This window comes from Mesorhizobium sp. M0185 (assembly GCF_040322175.1).
Classification (GTDB): Bacteria; Pseudomonadota; Alphaproteobacteria; order Rhizobiales; family Rhizobiaceae; genus Mesorhizobium.
The window spans coordinates 51844-76587 of sequence record NZ_JAMYSY010000023.1; the positions used below are offsets into that span (position 1 = coordinate 51844).

At 61.9% G+C, this 24744-nt stretch carries 20 protein-coding genes, 1 tRNA gene and 1 pseudogene; 9 read left to right on the forward strand and 13 right to left on the reverse strand.

Annotation, left to right across the window (positions count from 1 at the left end; all coding sequences use genetic code 11):
- Positions 1-9: 9 nt before the first annotated feature.
- The 7 genes and pseudogenes from NKJ20_RS19155 to NKJ20_RS19185 form a co-directional block, all read right to left on the reverse strand.
- Entirely contained in the window at positions 10-714 is a 705-nt protein-coding gene (locus NKJ20_RS19155; protein WP_352746060.1) for a cytochrome c oxidase subunit 3, read from the reverse strand.
- Positions 711-2480, reverse strand: a complete 1770-nt coding sequence (ctaD, locus tag NKJ20_RS19160) for a cytochrome c oxidase subunit I (protein WP_023678901.1) — start codon at positions 2478-2480, stop codon at positions 711-713. Before ctaD ends, NKJ20_RS19155 begins: the two co-directional genes overlap by 4 nt.
- A gap of 91 nt (positions 2481-2571) precedes the next feature.
- Complete coding sequence (gene coxB / locus NKJ20_RS19165; RefSeq protein ID WP_254818347.1) at positions 2572-3387, reverse strand: cytochrome c oxidase subunit II; 816 nt, start codon at positions 3385-3387, stop codon at positions 2572-2574.
- Between the two features lie 168 nt (positions 3388-3555).
- Positions 3556-3712, reverse strand: a pseudogene (locus tag NKJ20_RS19170) (efflux RND transporter permease subunit); the annotation flags it as partial.
- A 42-nt stretch (positions 3713-3754) separates the two neighbouring features.
- Positions 3755-5101: a PQQ-dependent sugar dehydrogenase gene (locus tag NKJ20_RS19175; protein WP_352746063.1), complete on the reverse strand. Its 1347-nt coding sequence runs from the start codon at positions 5099-5101 to the stop codon at positions 3755-3757.
- Positions 5101-5550 (reverse strand): DUF2231 domain-containing protein, encoded by a 450-nt coding sequence (locus NKJ20_RS19180; protein ID WP_352451367.1) that lies wholly within the window; start codon positions 5548-5550, stop codon positions 5101-5103. Before NKJ20_RS19180 ends, NKJ20_RS19175 begins: the two co-directional genes overlap by 1 nt.
- Before the next feature lie 131 nt (positions 5551-5681).
- Positions 5682-6038: an SPW repeat protein gene (locus tag NKJ20_RS19185; RefSeq protein ID WP_352451366.1), complete on the reverse strand. Its 357-nt coding sequence runs from the start codon at positions 6036-6038 to the stop codon at positions 5682-5684.
- A 493-nt stretch (positions 6039-6531) separates the two neighbouring features.
- Between NKJ20_RS19185 and NKJ20_RS19190 the strand changes: the two genes are divergently transcribed.
- The 3 genes from NKJ20_RS19190 (at position 6532) to NKJ20_RS19200 (ending at position 11660) form a co-directional block, all read left to right on the forward strand.
- The gene (locus NKJ20_RS19190) at positions 6532-7626 is read left to right on the forward strand and encodes a glycosyltransferase family 4 protein (RefSeq protein ID WP_352746065.1); all 1095 of its coding nucleotides are present in this window, start codon (positions 6532-6534) and stop codon (positions 7624-7626) included.
- A 237-nt stretch (positions 7627-7863) separates the two neighbouring features.
- The gene (locus NKJ20_RS19195; protein ID WP_023678894.1) at positions 7864-8730 is read left to right on the forward strand and encodes a class I SAM-dependent methyltransferase; all 867 of its coding nucleotides are present in this window, start codon (positions 7864-7866) and stop codon (positions 8728-8730) included.
- 350 nt (positions 8731-9080) lie between these two features.
- Positions 9081-11660, forward strand: a complete 2580-nt coding sequence (locus tag NKJ20_RS19200; RefSeq protein ID WP_352744828.1) for a bifunctional diguanylate cyclase/phosphodiesterase — start codon at positions 9081-9083, stop codon at positions 11658-11660.
- Between the two features lie 89 nt (positions 11661-11749).
- Here the strand turns inward: NKJ20_RS19200 and radC are convergent, their stop codons facing one another.
- A complete protein-coding gene (gene radC / locus NKJ20_RS19205) occupies positions 11750-12496 on the reverse strand; it encodes a RadC family protein (RefSeq protein ID WP_352746067.1) in 747 nt (248 codons plus the stop codon).
- Between the two features lie 52 nt (positions 12497-12548).
- Positions 12549-13376 (reverse strand): type I methionyl aminopeptidase, encoded by an 828-nt coding sequence (gene map / locus NKJ20_RS19210; protein WP_352451363.1) that lies wholly within the window; start codon positions 13374-13376, stop codon positions 12549-12551.
- A gap of 295 nt (positions 13377-13671) precedes the next feature.
- On the opposite strand from map, the gene NKJ20_RS19215 reads away from it, so the two are divergent.
- On the forward strand, positions 13672-13968 hold the full coding sequence (locus NKJ20_RS19215) for a DUF982 domain-containing protein (protein WP_023678889.1): 297 nt from the start codon (positions 13672-13674) through the stop codon (positions 13966-13968).
- Between the two features lie 125 nt (positions 13969-14093).
- Here NKJ20_RS19215 and NKJ20_RS19220 read toward each other — a convergent pair.
- The 3 genes from NKJ20_RS19220 to phaC form a co-directional block, all read right to left on the reverse strand.
- Positions 14094-14168, reverse strand: a tRNA-Glu gene (locus NKJ20_RS19220).
- Positions 14169-14342: 174 nt separating this feature from the next.
- Entirely contained in the window at positions 14343-15461 is a 1119-nt protein-coding gene (locus tag NKJ20_RS19225; protein WP_352746115.1) for a YcbK family protein, read from the reverse strand.
- 327 nt (positions 15462-15788) lie between these two features.
- Complete coding sequence (gene phaC / locus NKJ20_RS19230) at positions 15789-17624, reverse strand: class I poly(R)-hydroxyalkanoic acid synthase (RefSeq protein ID WP_352746069.1); 1836 nt, start codon at positions 17622-17624, stop codon at positions 15789-15791.
- A gap of 97 nt (positions 17625-17721) precedes the next feature.
- On the opposite strand from phaC, the gene NKJ20_RS19235 reads away from it, so the two are divergent.
- From NKJ20_RS19235 to recJ, 5 genes are all read left to right on the forward strand, one after another.
- Entirely contained in the window at positions 17722-18108 is a 387-nt protein-coding gene (locus NKJ20_RS19235; protein ID WP_023678887.1) for a hypothetical protein, read from the forward strand.
- A 40-nt stretch (positions 18109-18148) separates the two neighbouring features.
- A complete protein-coding gene (locus NKJ20_RS19240) occupies positions 18149-19366 on the forward strand; it encodes an LL-diaminopimelate aminotransferase (protein WP_023678886.1) in 1218 nt (405 codons plus the stop codon).
- 40 nt (positions 19367-19406) lie between these two features.
- Positions 19407-20720: a homoserine dehydrogenase gene (locus tag NKJ20_RS19245; protein ID WP_352454459.1), complete on the forward strand. Its 1314-nt coding sequence runs from the start codon at positions 19407-19409 to the stop codon at positions 20718-20720.
- A 202-nt stretch (positions 20721-20922) separates the two neighbouring features.
- The gene (gene glpX, locus NKJ20_RS19250; RefSeq protein WP_352692350.1) at positions 20923-21906 is read left to right on the forward strand and encodes a class II fructose-bisphosphatase; all 984 of its coding nucleotides are present in this window, start codon (positions 20923-20925) and stop codon (positions 21904-21906) included.
- A gap of 60 nt (positions 21907-21966) precedes the next feature.
- Positions 21967-23751 carry a single-stranded-DNA-specific exonuclease RecJ gene (gene recJ, locus NKJ20_RS19255; protein WP_352746071.1) on the forward strand — a complete coding sequence of 595 codons (1785 nt, stop codon included), beginning with the start codon at positions 21967-21969 and terminating at the stop codon, positions 23749-23751.
- Between the two features lie 19 nt (positions 23752-23770).
- On the opposite strand, the gene NKJ20_RS19260 is transcribed toward recJ, so the two are convergent.
- Complete coding sequence (locus tag NKJ20_RS19260; RefSeq protein ID WP_352704306.1) at positions 23771-24742, reverse strand: patatin family protein; 972 nt, start codon at positions 24740-24742, stop codon at positions 23771-23773.
- Between the last annotated feature and the right edge of the window lie 2 nt (positions 24743-24744).

Sequence of the window (24744 nt, forward strand, 5' to 3'; positions counted from 1 at the left end):
CCGTTCCTCCTAGGTCAGCAACCCTCGGCAAATGTCGATTAAAGTCGAAGCCCAGCCGGCCAGAAGCGCAAAGATGGCGAGCCAGACGAAAAACAGGAAATGCCAGTACATGGCGCACAGCTCGACACTGAGGCGAAGCCGCTGCGGCTGCGCTCCGTTCCAGGCGCCGACGCTCGTTCTGCCCAGCCCGACCAGTCCTCCCAGTATATGCAGGCCATGCATTCCCGTTAGCAGGTAGAAGAAGCTGTTGGCCGGATTGGATGCCAGAAAATAGCCGTCCGCACTCAGTTCCCGCCATGCCACAAGCTGTCCAATCAGGAAGACGAGCGCCGTGAGTCCAGCGGTGGCGAGGCCAAGCCTGACCATGTCCACTTGACCCTTGCGCGCCGCGAACGAAGCGCACTGTATCGCAATGCTGCTCAAGACCAGTACGCCGGTGTTAAGCCAGAGCAGGGGCGGGATGGGCAGCGGCCGCCAATCCGACAGCGCCATGCGCATGAAGTAAGCACTGGTGAACAGCGCGAACAGGCAGCCGACGACGGCAAGGAAGACGCCGAGACCGATCTTTGCGGTCGGCAGCGCCGATCGGTCCAGAGCGACAAAATCCCCGATCATACCTTGCTCGAGCCACGGTTTCGTCATTAGCCGCTGATGGGAAAGCCACCACCCGGCAATACCGGCGATCACGAGCAGGAAGACCAGGATTACGCTCATGCCGGCTCCCTGGAGGGCGCGAAGGAGCCCGGAACGTTTTGCGGTATGAAGTCCTCCTTGGCTCCCGGTACGCTGTAGTCATAGGCCCAGCGATAGACGATCGGCAGATCCTTGCCGAAATTGCCGTGGGCGGGCGGTGTTTCGGGCGTCTGCCACTCGAGCGTCGTTGCCCGCCACGGATTGCCGCCAGCCTCACGGCCATGGCGGATGCTCCAGATGAGATTGAACAGAAACACAATCTGAGCAAAACCGACTATAAAAGCCATGATGCTGATAAACGAGTTCAGGTGGTGAGCCGATTCCGTCATGATCGTCATGTCGGTCAATTCGTTGTACCGCCGCGGCACGCCCATCAAGCCGAGATAGTGCATGGGAAAGAAGATCAGATAGGCGCCGAGGAAGGTGACCCAGAAATGGAACCGGCCCAGTGTCTCGTTCAGCATCCGGCCGGTGACCTTCGGATACCAGTGATAGATCGCGCCGAAGATTACGATGATCGGGGCAACCCCCATGACCATGTGGAAATGGGCGACGACGAACATCGTGTCCGACAGCGGAACGTCGACGACGACATTGCCGAGGAACAAGCCGGTCAACCCGCCATTGACGAAGGTGACGATGAAGGCCAGGGCAAAAAGCATCGGAATCGTGAGGTGGATGTCGCCGCGCCACAGCGTCAGCACCCAATTGTAGACCTTGATGGCTGTTGGGACGGCGATGATCAATGTCGTTGTGGCGAAGAAAAAGCCGAAATAGGGATGCATGCCACTGACATACATGTGGTGCGCCCAGACCACGAAGCTCAGCGCGCCGATGCCGACGATGGCCCAGACCATCATGCGGTAGCCGAAGATGTTCTTGCGCGCATGGGTGCTGATCAGGTCGGATACGATGCCGAAGGCCGGAAGCGCCACGATGTAGACCTCCGGATGGCCGAAGAACCAGAACAGATGCTGGAACAGGATCGGGCTGCCGCCGCCGTGCTGCAACTGTTCGCCCATCTCGACGATCGCCGGCATGAAGAAGCTGGTGCCGAGCGCCCGGTCGAGCAGCATCATCACGCAGGCGACGAACAGCGCCGGGAAGGCGAGCAGCGCCATGATGGTGGCGGTGAAAATACCCCAGACAGTAAGCGGAAGGCGCATCAGCGTCATGCCGCGCGTGCGCCCCTGCAGCACCGTCACGACATAGTTCAAGCCGCCCATGGTAAAGCCGACGATGAATAGGATCAGCGAGACAAGCATCAGGATGATGCCCCAGTCCTGGCCGCCTGGCGTACCGGTCATGATCGCCTGCGGCGGATAGAGCGTCCAGCCGGCACCCGTCGGTCCGCCGGGCGCAAAGAAGCTCGACACCAGGACCAGCACGGCAAGCAGATAGATCCAGTAGCTCAGCATGTTGACATAGGGAAAGACCATGTCGCGAGCACCAACCATCAACGGGATCAGATAGTTGCCGAAGCCGCCCAGGAAGAGTGCCGTGAGCAGGTAGATCACCATGATCATGCCGTGCATGGTGATGAACTGGTAGTAGGCTTCCGGGGTGATGAAGTCGAATGTGCCGGGGAAGCCGAGTTGCAGCCGCATCAGCCAGGATAGCACCAGCGCGACCATGCCGATCGCTGTCGCCGTCGCCGAATACTGGATGGCGATGACCTTGGCGTCCTGCGAGAAAACGTATTTCGTCCACCAGCTGTGCGGATGGTAGAGTTCCATTTCCGCGACTTCGGCCGGCGGTACCGCATCTGCAGGTGTGATATCGACCATAGGAACACCTCCGTGCCCTTTTCGGCCAGCCCGACAGTTCGGGCTTGCCACACTAATTTCAATCCCGACGGCGCGCCGTCGTTCCGGTTTCCTACTCTGCCGAGCCCATCTGCTGGGGGGCGGACAGCTGCGCAAAAGTCTGCTGCTGGCCAAGCCACGCCAGATAGTCTTCCTGAGTATCGACCATGACCACGCCATGCATCATCGGATGTCCCTGGCCGCAGAGTTCGGCACACAGGACCTGGAAGGTTCCGGTCTTGGTCGGAGTGAACCAGAAATAGGTGACCGAGCCCGGGATCATGTCCATCTTGGCGCGGAATTCCGGCACGTAGAAATCGTGCAGCACATCGATCGAGCGGAGCAGCATCTTGACCGGTTTGCCTACCGGGAGGTGCAGGTCGGCCGCTTCCACTACGACATCGTCCTGGCCGTTGGCATCGGTGGCGATGACGCCGAGTGGATTTTCAGCGTTGACGTCGCGAGTGTCGGATGTGCCGAGCTTGCCGTCCTTGCCGGGGAGGCGGAAACTCCATTGCCACTGCTGGCCGACGACTTCGACCTCGGTTGCGTCACTTGGAACGTTAACGAACCGGCTCCAGACGAACAGGCCTGGAACGAGCAAAGCGGTGACGCCAACCGCGGTGACGACCGTCAGCCAGGATTCGAGCCGCCTGTTCTCAGGTTCATATGCCGCCTGATTGCCTTCCCGATGACGGAAGCGGAAGACGCAATAGGCCATGAAAAGAACCACGGCGGCGAAGACGACACCGGTGATCCAGAAAGTTATGATGATGGTGTTGTCGATATAGTCCCAGTTCGAGGCAATCGGCGTCCACCACCATGGGCTCAGGAAGTGGAACAACACCGAGCCCACGACTATCAGAACGAGTACAAGCGCAACGGCCATGTCCCGGTTCCTCCCGGTATTCCAAGCGGCGCAAGCCGTCCCCGGGAAATACCAAGTGCATCATAACTTGATTTGCGATGAAAATTCTAGAGCCGGCTGTGGGAAGGGCAAAAATACCATTTCGGCGCTGGCGGTCCTTCGGTTCGGCGATGATCAGCGGCAGCGCGTGGCAAACATCGTCAGCGTCGAGTAACCGGCAAGGGCGGGCACGCCGAATGTGCCCGGCAGAGTCACCGGAACGGCGATCGTCGGGGATCGTCGCGCGCAGGTTCTGCAGGAACAGCAGCATGACGAAGAACGTCAGCACGATTGCTTCGAGCAGTGTCCGTTCACCTGCTCGACGCTCGACGAAGAGAGTGGAGCCACTTTATTGGCCGGCAGATGTCACCCGCCAAACTGTGTTGCCGACGTCGTCGGCGATGAGCAGGGCCCCGGTTTTATCGACAGCCAGGCCGACAGGCCGGCCGCGCGCCTTGTTGTCCTTGTCCAGGAAGTCAGTCACCACGTCGGTAGCGACGCCGCTCGGACGGCCGCCGCTGAATGGTACGAACACTACCTTGTAACCATTAAAACGCGTGCGGTTCCAGCTGCCATGCTCGCCAACGAAGGCGCCGCCGCGATATGCCTCGGGAAGGCTGGTTGCCGTATAGAAGGCCAGTCCCAGAGGGGCGACGTGGGAACTCAGTGCATAATCCGGAACGATCGCTTTTGCGACCAGGTCCGGACGTTGGGGCATGACGCGGGGATCGAGATGCTGGCCGTAATAGCTGTATGGCCATCCGTAGAAGCCGCCATCCTTTACCGAGGTCAGATAATCCGGCACGAGATTGGGGCCGAGCTCGTCGCGCTCATTGATCACTGCCCAGAGCGCCCCGGTCTGCGGCTCCCAGCTCAGGCCGTTTGGATTGCGCAAACCGCTGGCGAAAATGCGCGACCGGCCGGTGGCCCTGTCTACCTGCCAGATGGCGGCGCAGTTCTTCTCCGCCTCGATGCCGTTTTCGGCGACGTTGCTGTTCGAGCCGATGCCGACATAGAGCAGCGAGCCGTCGGGGCTTGCCACCAGGCTCTTCGTCCAATGGTGGTCGATCGGGCCGCCGGGCAGGGCGGTTAGCGGCGTCCCGGGCGCGGTGATCTTTGTGTCACCGGTGTTGTAGGGATAGCGGACGATGGATTCGGTATTGGCGACGTAGAGATCGCTTCCCACCAGCGCCACGCCAAAGGGGGAGCTCAGGTGGTCGAGGAATACGCTGGTCAGCTCCGGCTTGCCATCGCCATCGGTGTCGCGCAGCAGCGTAATGCGGTTGCTTGGGCCGCTGTCGCCGCCCGAGGTAACCCAGGATTCGATCCAGCCCATCACCAAATCCTTGGGCCGTTTGATCGGTTCGCCACCCGGCGCCTTGGACTCGACCACCAGGACGTCGCCATTGGGCAGCACGTAAAGCGACCGCGGATGCTGCAAGCCGTGGGCATAAGCCTGGATCTGCAGCCCCTGCGCGACGGTCGGCTTTTCGTCGTTCTTCCATCCGACCACGGAAGCGAGGTGCATGGGCGGGAAGAAATATTGGATCGGCTCCGGCAGGTTTGGATTCGGCCCTATCTGACTGCTGGGATCCGGGTCGTTGCCGCTGCACGCTGCAAGAGTGATCGCCGCAGTGCAAACGAGGACGGACACCGCGATGCGCCTGGTCTGACCGATGGAGCTTGCTATGCGCATCAATCCGCCACTCCGACGTGATGCCGGTACACCATGGACCAGCCCAGCCAACCAGTGAAGATGAGGATGAGCACGACAACCGCCGAGAGGATCAAGCCGGTAGGAACGATGGAGGTCCATGCATCGCGGGAGTGCACGAGCATGTTGATGATGGATAACGCCAGCGCCAGAAGATTGCCGAGCACGTGCGGCCAGGCGGGGGGCTGTGCCCTTATCAGCGGATTGGCCAGGAAATCGATCAGCCCCGCGATCGCTGCTAGGCAGCCCATGATCACGCCGACGGTAACCAGCCAAGCGGAGAAGTCAGCCCACATCATCTCCGCTGTTCGCCAATAGGCTAGATCCGTCAGCAGGGTGCCGGCGAAGCAGGCGATCGGAAATGGCACGAGCATCGGATGAATAGGATGTCCCGCAATCCTGGCCGTCGAACGCGGATTGTGACCGACCATAATGCGCCATCCTTCCTATTCTCGTCCAAACAAACGCCGCCTGCCCGGCCTCCGGCGGCTGTTGCCGAGAGACCGGCAGACGACCGATAGATCCGTCAGGCCCAAAAAAGGGCGCTGGCTGGCTGCGCCTGTTAGGCGGCGGACTGGGTCGGCGGGTTCTGATACATCATCCAGAGCTCGATCGCCGCCAGCACGGCGACCAGAATGCCGATCACGACATGCACGGTCATCGCCGTGGTCGCCTGGAATCCAAGCACCCAGGGCGATGCGAGAACCCACAGTCCGACGACCAGGTTCACCCACTCTTCCCACACGGCAAATGCTGCGAGGGCGGCAACCGAAAGCACGACAATCAAGATTCCGCTGCCGAGGGCGTTCTGCGTCTGCGGGCCTGCCGCAAAGGTGAAGATCCAGGGGGAGAAGAACAGAATTGCCCCAAGGATCAGGTTGGCTACGTCACAGAGCCTGGCGTTTGTCCACTGGTTCATGGCATCCTCCATAGGGAGCGTTTATGGCTCCCGAGTTCGGCAAGGTGGTGCCTGAGTTCGGCGAGATGCGCCCGAAGCCGCTCACTCCGTGTCACGGTAGTGCCCTGCCCGGCTGGAATTCCGCATCTGGCGGTACTCCAGCCAAATCCGGCTATCTAACTGAATTCCGGGCTTTATGTTCCATTCGGCACCGGCACGCCTGGATCACTTGGTGGTGATCGAGCGATCCAAAGCTGCCTGTCAGGGGGCGGCGGGGCGGCGGCGCGTAGCTCATTCTGTCTTTTTATCGAGCCGGTGAAACATTTCTCATGGATCGCAGTTCTTGGATGCAGAGGAGTTGAATAAGGGCAACCTGATTGCACGGGAGGAGCACGGACGGCACAACTATAAATATGCTCTGCATAGAATACTTCGCAACTGGAAGCTCTCGCTTGTCTTGGTTGCCGCCGAAGCTTGTTTGAAAGACGGCGGTCGCCGCCGAAAAGATTTCTAAATGAAAATAGCCCAGATCGCACCGCTAACCGAATCCGTGCCGCCCCGAACCTACGGTGGAACGGAGCGAATTGTTTCGTATCTGACCGAAGAACTTGTCCGACAGGGCCACGAGGTGACGCTGTTCGCCAGCGCCGATTCTCGTACCTCAGCCGAGCTGGTGCGGTGTTGCGACGTCGCGCTGCGCCTGAACCCCAGGGTCCAGGACGGTGGTCCGCACCATGTTATGATGCTTGAACGGGTGCGCCGGCGAGCCGATGAATTCGACGTTTTACATTTCCACGTCGATGTCCTGCACTTCCCCATAATTCGGGATTTTGCCAGACGAACGGTTACCACGCTTCACGGCAGGCTCGACCTGCCCGATCTGGCGCAGCTTTATGCGATGTTCGACGACGTTCCCCTGGTCTCGATCTCCTTCGACCAGCGCCGGCCCATGCCGCCCGTCAATTGGGTTGGAACCGTGCATCACGGCCTGCCCCGCGATCTTCTGCCATTCCACCCGAACACCTCTGGCTATCTTGCGTTTCTCGGTCGCATCTCGCCGGAAAAGGGGCCGGAAGCGGCCATAGAAATAGCAGCGCGGGCCGGGTTTCCCCTGAAGATCGCCGCCAAGATCGACAAGGTGGACCAGTCGTTCTGGAAGGAAAGGGTCGAGCCGCAAGTGCTGCGGCATTCGAACGTGGAGTTCATTGGCGAGATCGATGAGCGGCAAAAGGCGGATTTTCTGGGCAATGCGATAGCGCTTTTGTTTCCGATCGACTGGCCGGAACCCTTCGGGCTCGTAACGATCGAAGCAATGGCCTGCGGTACGCCGGTGGTTGCGTTCCGGCGTGGCGCCGTCCCGGAGATCATCGATGACGGTGTGTCCGGATGGATCGTGGATACGGTGGAGGAAGCCGTGGGCGCGCTCCGGCGCATAGACAGCCTCGATCGCGCACGAGTGCGGCAGACGTTCGAGAAGCGGTTCACGGTCGAGCGCATGTGCAGCGATTATGTGGCACTCTACCGAGCACTCACGAGCGGCACGGCAGACGCAGTTGCCCCCACAAACGAGCTCTCCAGAAATATCGCGATGGTGACTGTGCCGGGCTGAGGAACCGACTAATCCACATACAGACCACGACGGCGGAGTCCGGGAGCGCCTGCGGGGTCTTGTCGCCGGGCGCGGCGATCGCGCCAGAAGCCTTTGATCAGCAGCAAGCCTTCCCGGGGCTGATGCTTTCGCGAGCGGCGGCGCACTGCCGCCCGGTCCGGATTGACGCGCGCTACTTTCGCTGCAAAGGTGCTTTAACGACTTGTTTACCATGCGTCAGTCAGGGGTGGGGGGAATTTGGAACGCTTTCTGGGCGCGAACCGCCTTAATTGGGATGATCGGGCCGAACTGCACTCGACCGACACAACGGGCAGCTACCACATCGAGAATGTGCTGGCCGGCGGATCCAATCTCTATGAGCTGGAAACACGCGAGCTCGGCGATATCGCCGGCAAGGATATCGTCCACCTGCAGTGTCACATCGGTCTTGACACGATCAGCCTGAAGAATCTCGGCGCAGGCAGCGTGACCGGGCTCGACTTTTCTCCGACGGCGATCGTGGCGGCGCGGGATTTTGCTGCGAAGGCAGGCACCGACGTGCGCTTCGTGGAAGCGCCACTGTTCGAGGCGGTGGAAGCGCTCGGCCGGACCTTTGACATCGCTTACGTTACTTGGGGCTCGGTAAACTGGCTGGACGACGTGTTCCGTTGGGCGCGGGTGGTTGCCGATCTTCTGCGACCCGGCGGCCGCCTCTACATGGCCGAGGGCCATCCATTGATGTTTCAGTGCGATCGAAAGGCCGCGGCCCTGGAATTGAAGCACGACTGGCGAACGCCGATAGCTCGGCCGCTCGCCTGGAACGAGGAACTGACCTACACCGGCGATGATCGCATCTTGAAGCATCCTCGCTATTATGAATGGATCCACCCGATCAGTGACGTGGTGAATGCGCTGATTTCAGCTGGTCTGACGCTCGATTTTCTCAATGAGCATGATACGGTTTCGTGGCAGCACTTTTCATTTGCCGTGCGCGCCGGCAAGGATATGTACGGCCTACCCGAGAACTCTCCCAAGATACCGATGGCCTATTCCATTGGCGCGACGAAGCGCAGCGTCGGCAAGATACCATACCTTGTGTCTCCCAAGGCGATTGAGGGGCACTAGTCCAAGGTCAACGCTCCAGAGTACTCGGGTCGGAGCGTCGAAATGTGCAATGGCGCTCGTGCGCCTCGATCTTCCGAGCAAGGCTGATCTAGCTGGCGTTTCATATTGGTCCGCATCGTGCAGCCCGCCTTCAGCATCGCTGTCGGTATCGCAGCCGGCGTCAGCCGTCGGAAAATGAAATTTCTCAGGAGTATGAAGGTCAAATTAAACATTGAAAGCTAATGTTCCTCATCGGGTCGACCCCGAGAACCTGAAAATGGCACTTGAGGAATCGCCTATTGGCTTTTTTCCGCGCTAGGTTCAACGGCATCAAGGAGGCCGTCTTTTCGTCGGCAAATATTCCGGCGGCGATCGCGTTTGTCGTCATCCTTGTCAGCGCAGCGTTCGCGGAGCACCAGAACAAAATCGTCTCGGACCAGGCCGTCCGTGCGGACGTGCTGACCAAGGTCAATCTCATCCGCGCCAAGCTCGAAGGCAATATCAATGGAAACCTCCAGCTCGTGCGTGGACTGGTCGCCGCGGTCGTGACCGAGCCCTATATGGGACAGCAACGCTTCGCCTCGCTCGCGAGCAATCTATTTGGCGCCGACTCGCAATTGAACGATATTGCCGGCGCGCCCGATCTGGTCGTTTCCCTGATGTATCCGATGGAGGGTAACGAGCAGGCGATGGGTCTGGACTACCGCAAGAACGAGCGGCAGCGTGCGGCTGCGCTAAGGGCGCGAGACGAACGCAAGCTGGTGCTTGCCGGTCCCGTCGACCTGAAACAGGGAGGACAAGGCTTCATCGGCCGCTTTCCGGTCTTCGTGCCGAGCGCTGGCAATACGGAAAGGTTCTGGGGTATCATTTCCGCCGTTGTCGACGTGCAGCGCCTTTACAAAGCGAGCGGCCTGCTTGACGACGATCTCGGGATCGACGTAGCGCTGATCGGCAGGGACGCCCTCGGTCACCGAGGTGGTCAATTCTACGGCAATGAGGAGATCAGCAAAAGCGATCCGGTGACGGCTGACGTTTTGCTTCCTTCCGGCTCGTGGCAGCTCGCGGCCATTCCCAAAAACGGCTGGCCTTCGACGCCAAGCAACGCATGGTTGTTGCGCGCGATCATGGCGACGGCCGGAGCCTTGGTTGTGTTCCCTTTCCTGGTCACAGGCCGCCTGATTGGCGAAAGACAGCGCAATTATGCGGAATTGCGTCGATTGTCACGACGCTTGGAACTCGCTCTGGAAGCTTCGGCTATTGGGGTTTGGGAACACGATCTCGCGACCAACGAGCTTACGTGGGATGATCGCGTCAACGAAATATATGGCAAACCAACCGGCGAGCACCGGGGCTACCCAGACTGGGCGGGAGCAATCCACCCAGATGATTTGGCTGGCGCCAACGCGGACTTCGACAGGGCGGTGGCCAGCGGACGACCATATTTGTCGGAGTACCGAATTGTGCGTCAGGATGGCGAGATCCGTCATGTCCGGTCCAAGGCGATCCTTTACCGGGTCGCAAACGACACCCCAAAAATGATCGGCGCGGAATGGGACGTGACTGCGGACGTCCTGCTGAACAAGGATCTGGTTCGTGCAAAACAGCTGTCCGAGTCGAAAAATGCAGAACTCGAGTCGGCCAAAGCGCGCATAGAGCACATCGCGCTTCATGATTCGCTGACCGGCTTGCCCAACCGGCGTTACCTCGACCAGGTACTGGAACATTACGCGGCAAACGCCAGGCGCTCAGGCGGGCACGCGGCACTGCTTCACATAGATCTGGATCGGTTCAAGCACATCAACGATACGCTGGGCCACGCCGCCGGTGACGCGATGTTGGTTCACGCGTCAACCGTGCTCAGGTCGAAGGTCGGCGACGAGGGATTCGTCGCCCGTATCGGGGGAGACGAATTCATCGTTCTGTGCGTGGTGCGCGACGATACCAAGCAACTGGCGCTGCTCGCCGACCGCATCATCAGCCAGATGCGCGAACCCGTCTACTATCAGGGTCATCGATGCCGTTTTGGTGTCAGCGTGGGAATCGCTGTCGATAACGCAAAAGATGTCGAAGCCAAACACCTGCTGGTGAACGCCGATATCGCGCTTTACCGAGCAAAGGGGCGGGGCCGCAATCGATACGAATTCTTCACCGACGCGATGCAAAGCGAAATCGTCGATACTAAGCGGATTGCCGACGAAATTCTCGGCGGCCTCGAGCGCAACGAGTTCATCCCCTTCTACCAGCCCCAATTTGACGCAAAGACGCTCGAAATCGTTGGGGTTGAGGCGCTGGCGAGGTGGAAACATCCAATAAAGGGTATTTTGGCGCCCGACATCTTCCTGAGGATTGCAGAAGAACTGAACGTCGTCTCGATCATCGACCAAGCCATATTGAAACAATCGCTTTCGGATTTCGAAGAGTGGTCCGCTGCAAAACTTCACATTCCGCGGGTGTCGGTCAATGTCTCGGCCAGGCGCCTTCAAGACGAGGAGCTCATCAAGAGCCTGCGAGAACAAAATATCAAGAAAGGAACAGTTTCGTTCGAGCTTGTTGAGTCGATTTTCCTGGACGAGAACGACGACCTTGTCACCTGGAATATCGAGCAGATAAAAGAGCTGGGGATTGACGTCGAAATAGACGATTTTGGTACCGGCTACGCTTCGATGGTCAGTTTGCTGAAGTTGCAGCCGCGCCGGCTGAAGATTGATCGGCAGCTGGTCACCCCAATCGTCAAATCTCCGCAGAGAAGGCAGGTTGTCTCGTCGATCATTGAAATCGGCAAGTCGCTGGGTATCGAGGTCGTGGCGGAAGGCGTTGAGACGATGCAGCATGCACGGCTACTCAAGGGCCTAGGCTGCGACATATTGCAGGGTTATGCCTTCGGCCACGCGTTCGACTCCGAGGGACTTAAGACCTTTGTCCGATCGCGGCGCCTGCGCACGGCCAGCTGAGCCTCGGCGCCAGAGTTTTATCGAGCCGACCGCCTTGACGTTGCGGTCCATAGGCGCACAGCGGACAAAGCAGAAAACAACGCCAAACCTCAGATCAGCAGCAGGCCCTTCATGCTGGAGTGGCCTTTCCTGCCGATGATGATGTGGTCGTGAACGGCAATGCCAAGCGGTTTGGCCGTCTCTATGATCAGCTTGGTCATCTCGATGTCGGCGCGCGACGGCGTCGGGTCTCCCGACGGATGGTTATGCGCCAGAATGATCGCCGTGGCGGAGAGCTCCAAGGCGCGTCTGACCACCTCGCGCGGATAGACCGGTGTGTGGTCGACGGTGCCGACCTGCTGGACTTCGTCGGCGATCAGCGCGTTTTTCTTGTCGAGGAACAGGATGCGGAATTGCTCGCGCTCCTCGAAAGCCATCACCGACCGGCAGTATTCGAGAACCTGCGTCCAGGTCGACAACAGCTCGCGGCCGGCGATCTCGCCGCGCGCCATGCGCTGCGCCGTTGCCGCAACCACCTTGAGGTCGAGCGCCACCGCCGGGCCGATGCCCTTCACCTCCTGCAGGCGCTCGACGGGCGCACCGAGGACCTCGGCCAATGTACCGAAGCGTGCCAGCAATGCCTTGGCGACAGGCTTGGTGTCGGCGCGCGGGATCAGCCGAAACAACAAAAGCTCGAGCAGTTCGTAGTCGGGGAGGGTGTTGGTACCGGCGGCGAAGCGCTCGCGCAGGCGGTCGCGATGGCCGAGATAATGCGGCTTGTCGGCGGCCACCGCCTTCGCGGGCGATCGCACTGGCCTTTCGGGAAAGAAGGCCCGCTCGTCGTCGTTGCCGTTCATGGCTGCCCCACCCAGCATTTGCCGGGCAAGGTAACGCCCGATCTGCCAGACACTAGGCCCGCAGGCCGGGGCGGTCGAGGTTTTTTGGCGACAGCGTGAAGATCTCGCAGCCGGTCTCGGTGACGCCGATCGTGTGCTCGTACTGCGCCGACAGCGAACGGTCGCGCGTCACCGCGGTCCAGCCGTCCGACAGCACTTTCACATGCGGCCGGCCGAGATTGATCATCGGCTCGACGGTGAAGATCATGCCCGGCCGCATCTCGACGCCTTCGCTGGCGCTGCCGTAATGCAGGATATTCGGCGCGTCGTGAAACAGCCGGCCAACCCCGTGGCCGCAGAAATCGCGCACCACCGAGCAACGCTCGGCTTCGGCATAGGTCTGGATGGCGGCGCCGATGGCGCCGGTTCGGGCGCCCGGCTTGATTGCCGCGATGCCGCGCATCAGGCACTCATACGTGACTTCGAGCAGCCGCTCCGCGGCACGCTTGATCGTGCCCACCGGATACATGCGCGAGGAGTCGCCATGCCAGCCGTCGAGGATATAGGTGACGTCGATATTGACGATGTCGCCATCCTTCAACGGCTTGTTGTCGGGTATGCCGTGACAGACGACGTGGTTGATCGAGGTGCAGGATGATTTCGTATAGCCACGGTAGTTGAGCGTCGCCGGAAGCGCGCCATGGTCCATCCCGAACTCGAAGACGAAGCGATCAATCGCTTCGGTGGTGACGCCGGGCGCCACAATCGGTACCAGTTCGTCGAGGCAGCGCGCGGTGAGATCGCAAGCCTTGCGCATGCCGACAAAACCTTCCTCGTCGTAAAGACGGATCTGGCCGGTGTTTCTGAGCGGTGCCGTGGCGGCGTCGAGATAGGTGACCATTTTTGTCCGTCTTGCAGGGATGCGAGGCCTGGATGAGCCCGCGAGAGAAATCCCCCCAGATTTGGCACCGGAAAGCGCAAGGTTCAAGGACGAACTGCCGGCGACGGCCGAAGACCGGCGATATTCATGCCTGGGAGCATTCTCCTTGCCTGCAGCGGCTCATGCTTCCGCCGGGTTCATCTGGCTACCGCAGTGACGACACATTTCTAGGCGAGAAGTCGGCCCAAGCGTTAGCCGCCACGGCAACTTTTTGCGACGAACGCCGCTGCTGCGGGGTCGGTTCGGGAGAGATCGAATGGACAGACTGCAATTCGAGGTGCCGGTGCGGATCGCGCCTGTGCCCGGCCAGCCGGTCGAGGAAATCTACAGTGTCGAGCAGGCGCTCGATTTCCTGCAAACGTGGCCGGTTCGCCGGAAGGGACCAACCTACCAGGCCGCGTTCAATGCCTGTTTTGGCGCCACGGTGGACATCGTCGAGACCGAAGACGCATGGCGGGCCTTCATGGCCTTTTGCCGGGTGAGCGGCCTCCTGGCCAGGGACATGATGGTGCCGCGCAAGCGCGGCGGCGAGGCGAGGGGACTACGGGCGTAGACAGCCTTCGACGTAGTCCTCAGTCGTCTTCGCCTCTTCTTGCCGACATCCCTATCAGAGTGGCGGGTCCAGCAAAGCTTGCGCAGCATCACGCTGGCGATAGACATAATGCCAAGTTGAAATGCTGGTACGCCCAAGGGGAATCGAACCCCTGTTACCGCCGTGAAAGGGCGGTGTCCTGACCGCTAGACGATGGGCGCGCTCAGATGTGAGCGCTTATAGTTGCGTCGCGACAAACCGGCAACCCGTCTGCCGCCGGCTGCGACAACTTTTTTCCTTTGGCTCCAAACCGCGTCTTTCCGACAGCCAAGCTGGTTTTTGCGGCATGATGCAACGCCGCCGAAGGGCCTTTGCGGTGACGGAAGATCCTCGCCCTAGCCGCGCCTGCGGCAGCGCCAGTTCCAGTCGCGCTCGGGGCCGACATCGACGTGAACGGATTCGGTGTGGCAGTAGGTGCCGACGCCACCGCGGCCCGGCATGGTGCGGATGTAGCTCGCCAGTTCCCATTTCGAGACGCCAGGAACCTGGATATCGGCGGCGGCGCAGTACATGTGCAGCGAATTCTTTGCGCCGTTGGCGCGGCGGTTGCGGGCCGGATCGCGATAGCCGGAGGTGACCGTCATCTTGCGGCCGTAGTGGCCTTCGATCGTCTTCAGCACGCGAACCAGCGACGGCTTCAAGCAGGCGACATCGACGCTTTCGTTCTGTTTCAGGAGGCCGTTGGGCGCCAGCCGGGCAAGGCCGGCGGCGGAGGCGACCTGGTAGGCGCCACCCGAACCTTCGTCTTCGTTGAGATCGACGTCACTCTCATCGTCGAGGCCGGATTTGCGCTTGATCTCGAACAGCGCCGTCTGGCGCACGCCGGGCAGCGCATCGGCCGTGAAGTGGCTGGTATCGCCCGTCGACACCAGCTGCACCGGCTTTTCAGCCGGATCGGCCGAAGCCAGGGTGATGGTGGGTTTTGCCGCAGGCGTCGCCTTGGCCTGCATGACCGTTGGCTGCCCGCCCGATCTGCTGTTGGCCGGCGAAGAAGGTGCCGCTGAAGCAGGCGTGGCGCTGAACAGCGAGGCCAGGAAGTTTTTCTTCGGTGCGTAGGCCTGTGGCTGCGGCATCTCGCCGGCGGTCACATAAACCGGGTTGTTCATCGCCGGCGCTGCGGCCTTGGCGTCGGGCTTCGATGCATCAGCACTGTTCTGCGCCACGGCCTGATCGGCCGTCTGGGCGTTTGGTTGCAGCGGCTGCGGCGTGTGTCCCGCGATCGTCCCGGCTGCCGTGGGAACGGCGATCGGGAAGCCGGCATCGGGCCTGGCCCCTGGCTTGGCCACTGGCACATAGGCCACCTGCTCGGGAAGGTTGGCGTCACCGTCGGCATTCATCGTCATTTGTGCGGTCGTCATCTGCGACGATGATGCGGCCGTGCTGGCCTGGGGCGCACCGGCGGCCGTGCTGATTTCGGTAGCCGAGGTATTATAGCCTGGCATGCCGACCGACATGGTCGGGTCGCCGGCCGAGGTGCAGGACGCCAGGAGCACCGAGAAAAGCGCCGCCACAATGGCGCGGCTTTCTCCCTTCGCGAGGCGCGATCCTGCTGATCTCAAAACAAAATTCCCCCTCGATATCCGACCGGTTCGTCATTGGCGCGGCGTCGAAACGTCTCGTCGAAATGACCCTTGTTCCCCGAACCGGAAACGAGACCTGTGTCAAATCTGCAAGCCTCAAAGTAATTTGGCGGCTAGAGGATGAATCAAGGCTGCTCAGGGTTGACGGCACCATTTCGCCCGCTTTTGGCGGCGCGTCAACTCACCACACATTACAGATGGTTACACGCGCACCTTGACATAGGTGCCGGGGGCTTCGCCTAGAACTTGCATATGCTCGCCCGGTTTGCGGGCCGGTACGCGGGTATTGTCCCTGGCTTCGATCCAGCGTTGCCAGTGCGGCCACCAGGAACCGGGATGGTCGGTGGCCCCGGCGAGCCACTGGTCGAAGTCGCCGGCCGGCTTGCCGCCGGTCCAGTAGTGATATTTCTGCGCTGCCGGCGGATTGACGACCCCGGCGATGTGGCCGGAGCCGGCCATGACGTAATCGACCTCGCCGCCGAAATATTTCGAGCCGAGGAATACCGACAGCGCCGGCGCGATATGGTCCTCCTTAGAGGCGAGGTTGTAGACCGGCATGGTAACGTCCTTCAGCGAAACCGTGCGGCCCGCCAGTTCCATCATGCCTTGCGAAAGCCTGTTCTCGAGATAGCAATTGCGCAAATAGAAGGAATGGTTGGCAGCGCCCATGCGTGTCGAATCGGCATTCCAGTAGAGCAGGTCGAAAGGCAGGGGATCCTTGCCGCGCATGTAGTTGTTGACGACATAGGGCCAGATCAGGTCGCCCGAGCGCAGCATGTTGAAGGCGGTCGCCATCTTGGTGCCGTCGAGATAGCCTTTCTCGTTCATCGCCTTTTCGACGGCCGCGACCTGCTCCTCGTCGACGAACACTTTTAGATCGCCGGCATAGGTGAAATCGACCTGGGTGGTGAAGAAGGTGGCGGATTTGATGCGGTTGTCGCCTTCCTGCGCCATCAGCGCCAGGGCCGCCGCCAGAAGCGTGCCGCCGACGCAATAGCCGATGGCGTTGACTTGCCTTTCGCCGGTGGCCTTTTCAATCGTGTCGAGGCCGTATTGCAGGCCCTCCCTGATATAGGCCTCCCAGCTCTTGGCGCCGTGCCGCTCGTCCGGGTTGATCCAGGAGATGACGAAGACGGTGTGGCCTTGCTCGACTGCCCAGCGAATGAAGGACTTTTGCGGGTTGAGGTCGAGGATGTAGTATTTGTTGATCCATGGCGGGCAGATCAGCAGCGGCCGCTTGAGCACGGTGTCGGTCGCCGGATCGTATTGCAGGATTTCGGCGACGTCGCTGCGGCCGACCACCTTGCCGGGCGTGGCGGCGAGATTCTTGCCGATCTCGAAAGGCGAATAATCGGCCTGCCGCAGCTTCAGGTCGCCCTTGCCGGCGGCAATGTCCTCGGCCAGCATCTTCATGCCGCGCACCAGGTTTTCGCCGTTCGAGGCGACAGTCTCGCGAAACAATTCCGGATTGGTCAGGATGAAATTCGACGGCGAGATGGCATTGGACACCTGCTTGACATAAAAGCCGGCCTTGTGGCGGGTGTGCTCGTCCAGGCCGTCGGCGTGCTCGACCAGTTCGGCCGCCCAGCGCGAGGTGACCAGATACGCCTGTTTGAGGAAATCGAAGAAGGCGTTGCGGCCCCATTCCGGGTCCTGGAAACGCTTGTCGCCGCGCTCGGGCTTGACCGCGTCCTCGGCGTCCTCGGCGCCGGCGCCGATGCGCTGGACGGCGTTGGCCCAGACGGTCATGTAGCCGGAAAACAGCCGCGTTTGCGCCTCCAGCGCGCGCTGCGGGTCGGAGAGCCAGTACTCGGTGAGCTTGGAGAACGTCTTCACCATGTCGACGACCGGCTCGGCGACGTGATCGCGCACCTCGCCCTTTTCCCGCGGCTCGGCCCATGCCGAGGCGGCCTTGCCGGCCTGCTCGATCATGCGGGCCATGTTCAGAGCGAAGCGCTCCGGGTCCTTCACCAGATATTGCTCGACGGTCGAAGGTTGGTCATCTTCCGCTTTGCCCGAATCGGGTGTTTTGGACATGGTTCGTGGGGTTCCTCCCGAAGCGTTTTGTTGACATATTACCATGGGATATCGAACAGGGTCCAATGTGCTCTAACCCGGCCGCCAGGAAAACAATATGACGATTAATATTGGCAAGAACGTTTTTTCCGGCACTGGTCGTTTTTGCCGCATGGCGCTCGTCCTGTTGGCGATGGCCGGTTGCACGAGCAGCAACATAGAAGGTGCAGCGCCCGCCACCGGCCTTGTCGGCGCGAAGGACACCGGTTCCTATCCGAACCTGAACATCCGGCCGCAGGTGGCGGCCGAGCAATTCACCGACGAGGAAAAGAACGCCAAGCTCGCCCAACTGAAGGCCGAGGAGCAGAGCCAGGCCGCCAAGGGCGGCGGCGTCAAGGTTGCGGACCAGGCAGCGCTGGACCAGCTGGCAAAAAAACACGGCGCCGAGGCGCTGAAGCAGATCGAAGGCAAATGCGACCCCGCTCTCGACCCTAGTTGCAAATAAGCTTATACGCGCGACCGCAACCTCACTGTCTGGAACTGCCATGGAAGAATTTCACAAGGTCCGCCGGCTTCCGCCCTATGTCTTCGAACAGGTCAACCGGCTGAAGGCCAGCGCCCGTTCGCGCGGCGCCGACATCATCGACCTTGGCATGGGCAATCCGGACCTGCCGACGCCCAAGGCCATCGTCGACAAACTCTGCGAGGTGGTACGCGATCCGCGCACGCACCGCTATTCGTCGTCGCGCGGCATTCCGGGCCTGCGTCGTGCCCAGGCCAACTACTATGCCCGCCGCTTCGGTGTGAAGCTCGACCCGGACAGCCAGGTGGTGGCGACGCTCGGCTCGAAGGAGGGCTTTGCCAATATGGCGCAGGCGATCACCGCCCCCGGCGATGTGATCCTGTGCCCCAACCCGACCTATCCGATCCATGCGTTCGGTTTCATCATGTCGGGCGGCGTCATCCGCTCGCTGCAGGTCGAGCCGGACGACGGCTTCATCCCGGCGTTGGAGCGCGGCATCCGCCATTCGATTCCAAAGCCGCTGGCACTGATCCTCAATTATCCATCCAACCCGACGGCACTGGTCGCTTCGCTCGATTTCTACAAGGAGGTGGTGGCCTTCGCCAGGAAGAACGACATCATCATCCTGTCGGATCTTGCCTATTCGGAGATCTATTTCGACGGCAATCCGCCGCCTTCGGTGCTGCAGGTGCCGGGCGCCATAGACGTCGCCGTCGAGTTCACCTCGATGTCGAAGACCTTTTCGATGCCGGGCTGGCGCATGGGTTTTGCGGTCGGCAATGAACGGCTGATCTCGGCGCTGACGCGAGTGAAGTCCTATCTCGACTACGGCGCCTTCACGCCAATCCAGGTGGCGGCGGCGCATGCACTCAACGGCGACGGCGCCGACATCGCCGAAGTGCGCGACGTCTACCGCAAACGCCGCGATGTCATGGTCGACGCTTTCAGCCGCGCCGGCTGGACCATTCCCGCACCGGCGGCTTCGATGTTCGCCTGGGCGCCGATCCCGGAGCCGTTCAAGCACCTGGGCTCGCTTGAATTCTCCAAGCTCCTGATCGAGCACGCCGACGTCGCGGTGGCGCCGGGCGTCGGCTTCGGCGAGCATGGCGACGATCACGTGCGCATCGCGCTGGTCGAAAACGAGCACCGGATCCGGCAAGCGGCGCGCAATATCAAGCGCTTCCTCGCATCCAGCGCCAAGCAGCCGAATAACGTCGTGCCGCTCGCCGCGCATCGCTGATTTTCTACACATCAACCGACTGAATGGGGCGTCGCCGGACATGGCTGAAGCGTTGCGTGTTGGAATTGCCGGGCTCGGCACCGTCGGTGCGTCGGTGGCCCGCGTGCTACGCGACAAGGCGGCCGAACTGACGCGGCAGTGCGGGCGCGACATCGTCGTGTCAGCGGTTTCGGCCCGCGATCCCAAACGCGACCGCGGCGTTGATCTTGGCACAGCACAGTGGTTCGACGACGCCGTCAAGATGGCGCAGACCGCCGAGATCGACGTGTTCGTCGAGCTGATCGGCGGCGACGAAGGCCCATCACGCTCGTCTGTCAAAGCGGCGCTCGAGGCCGGCCGACATGTCGTCACCGCAAACAAGGCGTTGCTTGCCAAGCACGGGGTGGCATTGGCCGAGATCGCCGAGAGGAAAGGCGTGCTGCTCAATTACGAGGCGGCGGTGGCCGGCGGCATTCCGGTCATCAAGACGATGCGCGAGGCGATGGCCGGCAATTCGGTGACCCGCGTCTTCGGCATCCTCAACGGCACCTGCAACTACATTCTGACGCGCATGGAAGCCGAGGGCCTGTCTTTCGATGCCTGCCTGAAGGATGCGCAACGGCTGGGCTATGCCGAAGCCGACCCGACCTTCGACATCGAGGGCCACGACACCGCGCACAAGCTGTCGATCCTGACCAGCCTTGCCTTCGGCACGAAGATCGCCGCCAACGATATCTACATGGAAGGCATCTCCAACATCAGCCAGGCCGACATCCGCGCGGCCGGCGATCTCGGCTACCGGATCAAGCTGCTTGGCGTCGCCCAACGCACCGAAAGCGGCATCGAGCAGCGCGTGCACCCGACCATGGTGCCGACGGCCTCGGTCATCGCGCAGGTGCACGGCGTCACCAATGCAGTGGCGATCGAAACCGACATCCTCGGCGAATTGCTGCTTTCCGGCCCTGGCGCCGGCGGCAACGCCACCGCGTCGGCGGTGATCGGCGACATTGCCGACATCGCCAAGAGCCGGCCTGGCTTCCAGCATGGTCCGGTCTTCGGCCGGCCGGCGAAGGAATTGAAGCCTTACAAGAAAGCGCAGATGCGCAGCCATGCCGGCGGCTATTTCATCCGGCTGACCGTGCACGACCGCCTCGGCGTCTTCGCGGCAATAGCCAAGCGCATGGCCGACAACGACATTTCGCTGGAATCGATCGTCCAGCATGCCGCCGGGCCGGAAACCGAGGCACAGAAGACGGTCATCCTGGTGACCCACGAGACGACCGAGGCGGCGGTGCGCAAGGCCGTCGACGGCATCACCAGGGACAGCCTTCTGACCGACAAGCCGCAAGTCATCCGCATCGAGCGGGCCGGATAGCAGTCTCACATTTTGCGTTTAATCGATTGATATTGCTGCGCTTTCAAAAAGGTCCAGCGCAGGTCTTGCTGTTGTCACGGGGCTTTGACACAAGAAGCGCGTCTCTGGCGGGAGGCTAATGCATGTCGCCCAAAAGTGTGCAGCGGTTTTGGGACAACGACATGCATAATAAAAACAAAGTGCCAACGAGGATTGTCCATCGATGAATGTGGCCCAGAACATTGTCGCCGGCCTCGACCGGATACTGACCATGGAATTGGTGCGCGTCACCGAACGCGCCGCGGTCGCGGCCGCCAGATTGCGCGGGCGCGGCGACGAGAAGGCGGCCGACCAGGTCGCGGTCGACGCCATGCGGCAGGAGCTTAACCGTCTCGCCATCAACGGCACGGTGGTGATCGGCGAAGGCGAGCGCGACGAGGCGCCGATGCTCTATATCGGCGAGGAGGTCGGTACCGGCAAAGGCCCGGCTGTCGACATCGCGCTCGATCCGCTCGAAGGCACGACGATCTGCGCCAAGAACCTGCCCAATGCATTGGCTGTTATCGCCATTGCCGAAAAAGGCAGCCTTCTGTTCGCGCCCGACGTCTATATGGACAAGATCGCGATCGGCCCAGGCTATGCCGACGGCATCATCGACATCGATGCCTCGCCGGCCGAAAACATCGCCAGCCTGGCCAGGGCCAAGGGCGTGCCGGTGGCGGAGATCACCGCCTGCATCCTCGACCGGCCGCGCCATGGCGCCTTGATCGAAGCCGTGCGGGCGACAGGCGCCGCGATCCGGCTGATCGGCGACGGTGATGTCGCCGGGGTCATCCATACCACCGACCCGGACGAGACCGGCATCGACATTTATCTCGGCACCGGCGGCGCGCCGGAGGGCGTGCTCGCAGCTGCCGCCTTGCGCTGCACCGGTGGCCAGATGCAGGGCAAGTTGATCCTCGATACGCCGGAAAAGCTGGCGCGCGCCGCCAAGATGGGCATCTCCGACCCTAAACGGATCTACCACACGCAAGACATGGCACGCGGCGACGTGCTGTTTGCCGCGACCGGCGTCACCGACGGCAATATGCTGGCCGGCGTCAAGTTCGGCCGCAATTTCATCACCACGCACACGATCGTCCTGCGATCGTCATCGCGGACCGTGCGCGAAATCAAGGCCAGGCACCAGGATCTGGAAAAGTTTTGATTTCGACTCAGTTAGCCGTTGCATACTGTGCGCAATGACAAATTGCAGACGGCGCGTCACGTGACGGGGGAAAGACGCTTTTTCCTCGATGTCAGGCAGTCGGCCACCGGCGTTTCCTGGGAACACCGGCTGACCGAGCGTCAGGACATGGCCGCGCTCGCCATCGCGCAAGGGTATGGCGTGCCTGACATCGTGGCACGCGTGCTGGCCGGGCGTGGCGTCACCGCCGAGCAGACCGAGCGGTTTCTGGATCCGACCATCCGCAACCTGCTGCCCGACCCGGCATCGCTGACCGACATGGACAAGGCCGCCTCTCGCATCGCCCAGGCGGTGATGGCCAGGGAAAAGGTGGCGATCTTTGGCGACTACGATGTCGACGGCGCCGCCTCATCGGCGCTGCTCAAGCGCTTTCTCGCACATTTCTCGGTGCCGTCGGAGATCTACATACCGGACCGCATCTTCGAGGGTTACGGCCCCAATCCGGAAGCGATGCGCGAACTCGTTTCGCGCGGCGCGACGCTGATCGTCACCGTCGATTGCGGCACCAATAGTGCTGCTTCCATCGACGCGGCGAAGGCCGTCGGCGCCGACGTCGTGGTGCTCGATCACCATCAGGTCGGCGCGCCGTTGCCGGCGGCGGCTGCGGTCGTCAACCCCAATCGCGAGGACGACCTTTCCGGACAAGGCCATCTTTGTGCGGCCGGTGTCGTCTTCCTTTGCCTGGTGCAGACCGCGAAGATCCTGCGCAGCCGCCTGCCGGATGCCGCACCGCCGGACCTGCTTGGCCTGCTCGACCTGGTGGCGCTTGGCACCGTCTGCGACGTGGTGCCGCTCACCGGCATCAACCGCGCCTTCGTGGTCAAGGGGCTGCAGGTGGCGCGGCAGCAGAGAAACGAAGGGCTGGCGGCACTGGCGCGGGTCTCGCGCATAGGCGAGCCGATCAGCACGTTCCATCTGGCCTTTCTGATCGGTCCGCGCATCAACGCCGGCGGGCGCATCGGCGACGCAGCGCTTGGCAGCCGCCTGCTTGCAACCGACGACCCGGTCGAAGCCCGCACCATCGCCGAGACGCTGGATCGGCTCAACCAGGAGCGGCAGTCGATGGAGCAGGAGATGCTGGCCGCGGCGCGCTCAGAGGCCGACGCCGAGCTTGCCGGCGGCAATGGTCCGGCCATCGTGGTCACAGCCAGCAGCGACTGGCACCCGGGCATTGTCGGCCTGCTTGCCTCGCGGCTCAAGGACCATGCGCGCCGGCCCGCGTTTGCCATCGCCTTCAACGCCAATGGTGTCGGTACCGGTTCAGGCCGTTCAGTGTCTGGCTTCGACCTCGGCCGGCTGGTGCGCGAGGCTGCCGATGCCGGACTTATCGTCAAGGGCGGCGGCCACGGAATGGCGGCCGGCATCACTGTCGAGCGGGCGAAGCTCGGCGAACTCAGGGCTTTCTTCGAAGAGCGCGCGGCGGTGGACGTGTTCCGCCTGCAAGGCGAGGAGAGCCTGGCGATCGACGGCGCGCTTGCCGCCGAGGGCGCCACGCTTGCGCTGCTCGATGCGCTTGAGAGGGCAGGGCCGTTCGGCGCCGGGCATGTTGCGCCGGTGTTCGCGCTGCCGCGCCACCGGCTTGTCGATGCGCGGGCGGTCGGCAGCAACCACATCCGCGCCGACCTGCAGTCGGAAAGCGGCGGCCGCATCCAGGCGATCGCCTTTCGCGCCGTCGACACGGCTCTTGGCGAATTCCTGTTCAAGAACAGGGGTAAGCCGGTGCATGTCGCCGGTTCGCTGTCGGGCAACCACTGGAACGGCAACCGCACGGTGCAGTTTCGTATCATCGACGCGGCGCTTGCCTGAGAGCTCGCTGCCGCCCTGCCTAAGCGAGGACGGTCTGCAGCCGGGTCAGGTCGCCGATCTGCGCCATCGTTGCCTGGTAGCCGATACGAATCGCTTCGTCGGCGCGGTGGAATTCGGTCAGGCCAATATGGCTGAGCTTCGGCTGCAGCGATATGTCCGGCGGATCGCCGGCCAGTCTGGCGCGCGAGATGCGGTCCTGGATGATGTTGAAGGCTTCGACCATCACGCCGGTGATGCCTAGCCGTGTCTCGCGCGACTGACGTTCGGGATCGGCGTGGCCGGCCCTCGGCGCGTCTTTCTCGACGACCAACTCGCCGGCATTGTGCTTGATCACAGCGGCGCGGCCGAACAGATCGTAGTGAAGGTTCACCGCAACCACGAGCGGCTGCTCGTAGGCGCGGCAGACCGAGACCGGCACCGGATTGACCAGTGCGCCATCAACCAGCACGCGCCCATTGCAGGCGACCGGCTCGAACACGCCGGGCAGCGCGTAGGAGGCGCGCATGGCGGTACTCAACGAGCCGCTCGACAGCCAGATTTCATGGCCGGTACGGATTTCGGAAGCGACGCAGACGAACGGTTTTGGCAGGTCCTCAAAGCGGATGCCGGCTATGTGCTCGCGCAGCCGCGCATCGAGCTTCATGCCACCGAACAGGCCGCTGCCGCGTAGATTGAGGTCGAGAAGGCCAAAAATGCGCCGCCTGGTCAGGCTGCGCGCGAATTCTTCCAACTCGTCGAGTTTGCCGGCAACATAGCAGCCGCCGACCAGCGCGCCGATCGAGGTGCCGGCGATCATCGACACTTCGATGCCGGCTTCGTCAAGCGCGCGCAGCACGCCGATATGCGCCCAGCCGCGCGCACAGCCGCCGCCCAATGCCAGCGAAATCCCTGTTTTGCCCGGAGATTTGGTTTCGGATGCGCCCGCGGCCGAAGAGAGGCCATTGGCCTCCCGAACGTCAGGTCTGTTGCGCAATGACGCCCAGTCGAGCATCA

What these genes read in the sequence shown, in the direction of transcription:
- NKJ20_RS19155 (WP_352746060.1), bottom strand. Translation starts at nt 714, where the DNA reads ATGAGCGTAATCCTGGTCTTCCTGCTCGTGATCGCCGGTATTGCCGGG.
- ctaD (WP_023678901.1), bottom strand. Translation starts at nt 2,480, where the DNA reads ATGGTCGATATCACACCTGCAGATGCGGTACCGCCGGCCGAAGTCGCG.
- radC (WP_352746067.1), bottom strand. Translation starts at nt 12,496, where the DNA reads ATGAACGGCAACGACGACGAGCGGGCCTTCTTTCCCGAAAGGCCAGTG.
- NKJ20_RS19260 (WP_352704306.1), bottom strand. Translation starts at nt 24,742, where the DNA reads ATGCTCGACTGGGCGTCATTGCGCAACAGACCTGACGTTCGGGAGGCC.
- coxB (WP_254818347.1), bottom strand. Translation starts at nt 3,387, where the DNA reads ATGGCCGTTGCGCTTGTACTCGTTCTGATAGTCGTGGGCTCGGTGTTG.
- NKJ20_RS19190 (WP_352746065.1), top strand. Translation starts at nt 6,532, where the DNA reads ATGAAAATAGCCCAGATCGCACCGCTAACCGAATCCGTGCCGCCCCGA.
- phaC (WP_352746069.1), bottom strand. Translation starts at nt 17,624, where the DNA reads ATGTCCAAAACACCCGATTCGGGCAAAGCGGAAGATGACCAACCTTCG.
- NKJ20_RS19175 (WP_352746063.1), bottom strand. Translation starts at nt 5,101, where the DNA reads ATGCGCATAGCAAGCTCCATCGGTCAGACCAGGCGCATCGCGGTGTCC.
- map (WP_352451363.1), bottom strand. Translation starts at nt 13,376, where the DNA reads ATGGTCACCTATCTCGACGCCGCCACGGCACCGCTCAGAAACACCGGC.
- NKJ20_RS19180 (WP_352451367.1), bottom strand. Translation starts at nt 5,550, where the DNA reads ATGGTCGGTCACAATCCGCGTTCGACGGCCAGGATTGCGGGACATCCT.
- NKJ20_RS19215 (WP_023678889.1), top strand. Translation starts at nt 13,672, where the DNA reads ATGGACAGACTGCAATTCGAGGTGCCGGTGCGGATCGCGCCTGTGCCC.
- glpX (WP_352692350.1), top strand. Translation starts at nt 20,923, where the DNA reads ATGAATGTGGCCCAGAACATTGTCGCCGGCCTCGACCGGATACTGACC.
- NKJ20_RS19240 (WP_023678886.1), top strand. Translation starts at nt 18,149, where the DNA reads ATGGAAGAATTTCACAAGGTCCGCCGGCTTCCGCCCTATGTCTTCGAA.
- NKJ20_RS19225 (WP_352746115.1), bottom strand. Translation starts at nt 15,461, where the DNA reads ATGTCGGTCGGCATGCCAGGCTATAATACCTCGGCTACCGAAATCAGC.
- NKJ20_RS19235 (WP_023678887.1), top strand. Translation starts at nt 17,722, where the DNA reads ATGACGATTAATATTGGCAAGAACGTTTTTTCCGGCACTGGTCGTTTT.
- NKJ20_RS19245 (WP_352454459.1), top strand. Translation starts at nt 19,407, where the DNA reads ATGGCTGAAGCGTTGCGTGTTGGAATTGCCGGGCTCGGCACCGTCGGT.
- NKJ20_RS19185 (WP_352451366.1), bottom strand. Translation starts at nt 6,038, where the DNA reads ATGAACCAGTGGACAAACGCCAGGCTCTGTGACGTAGCCAACCTGATC.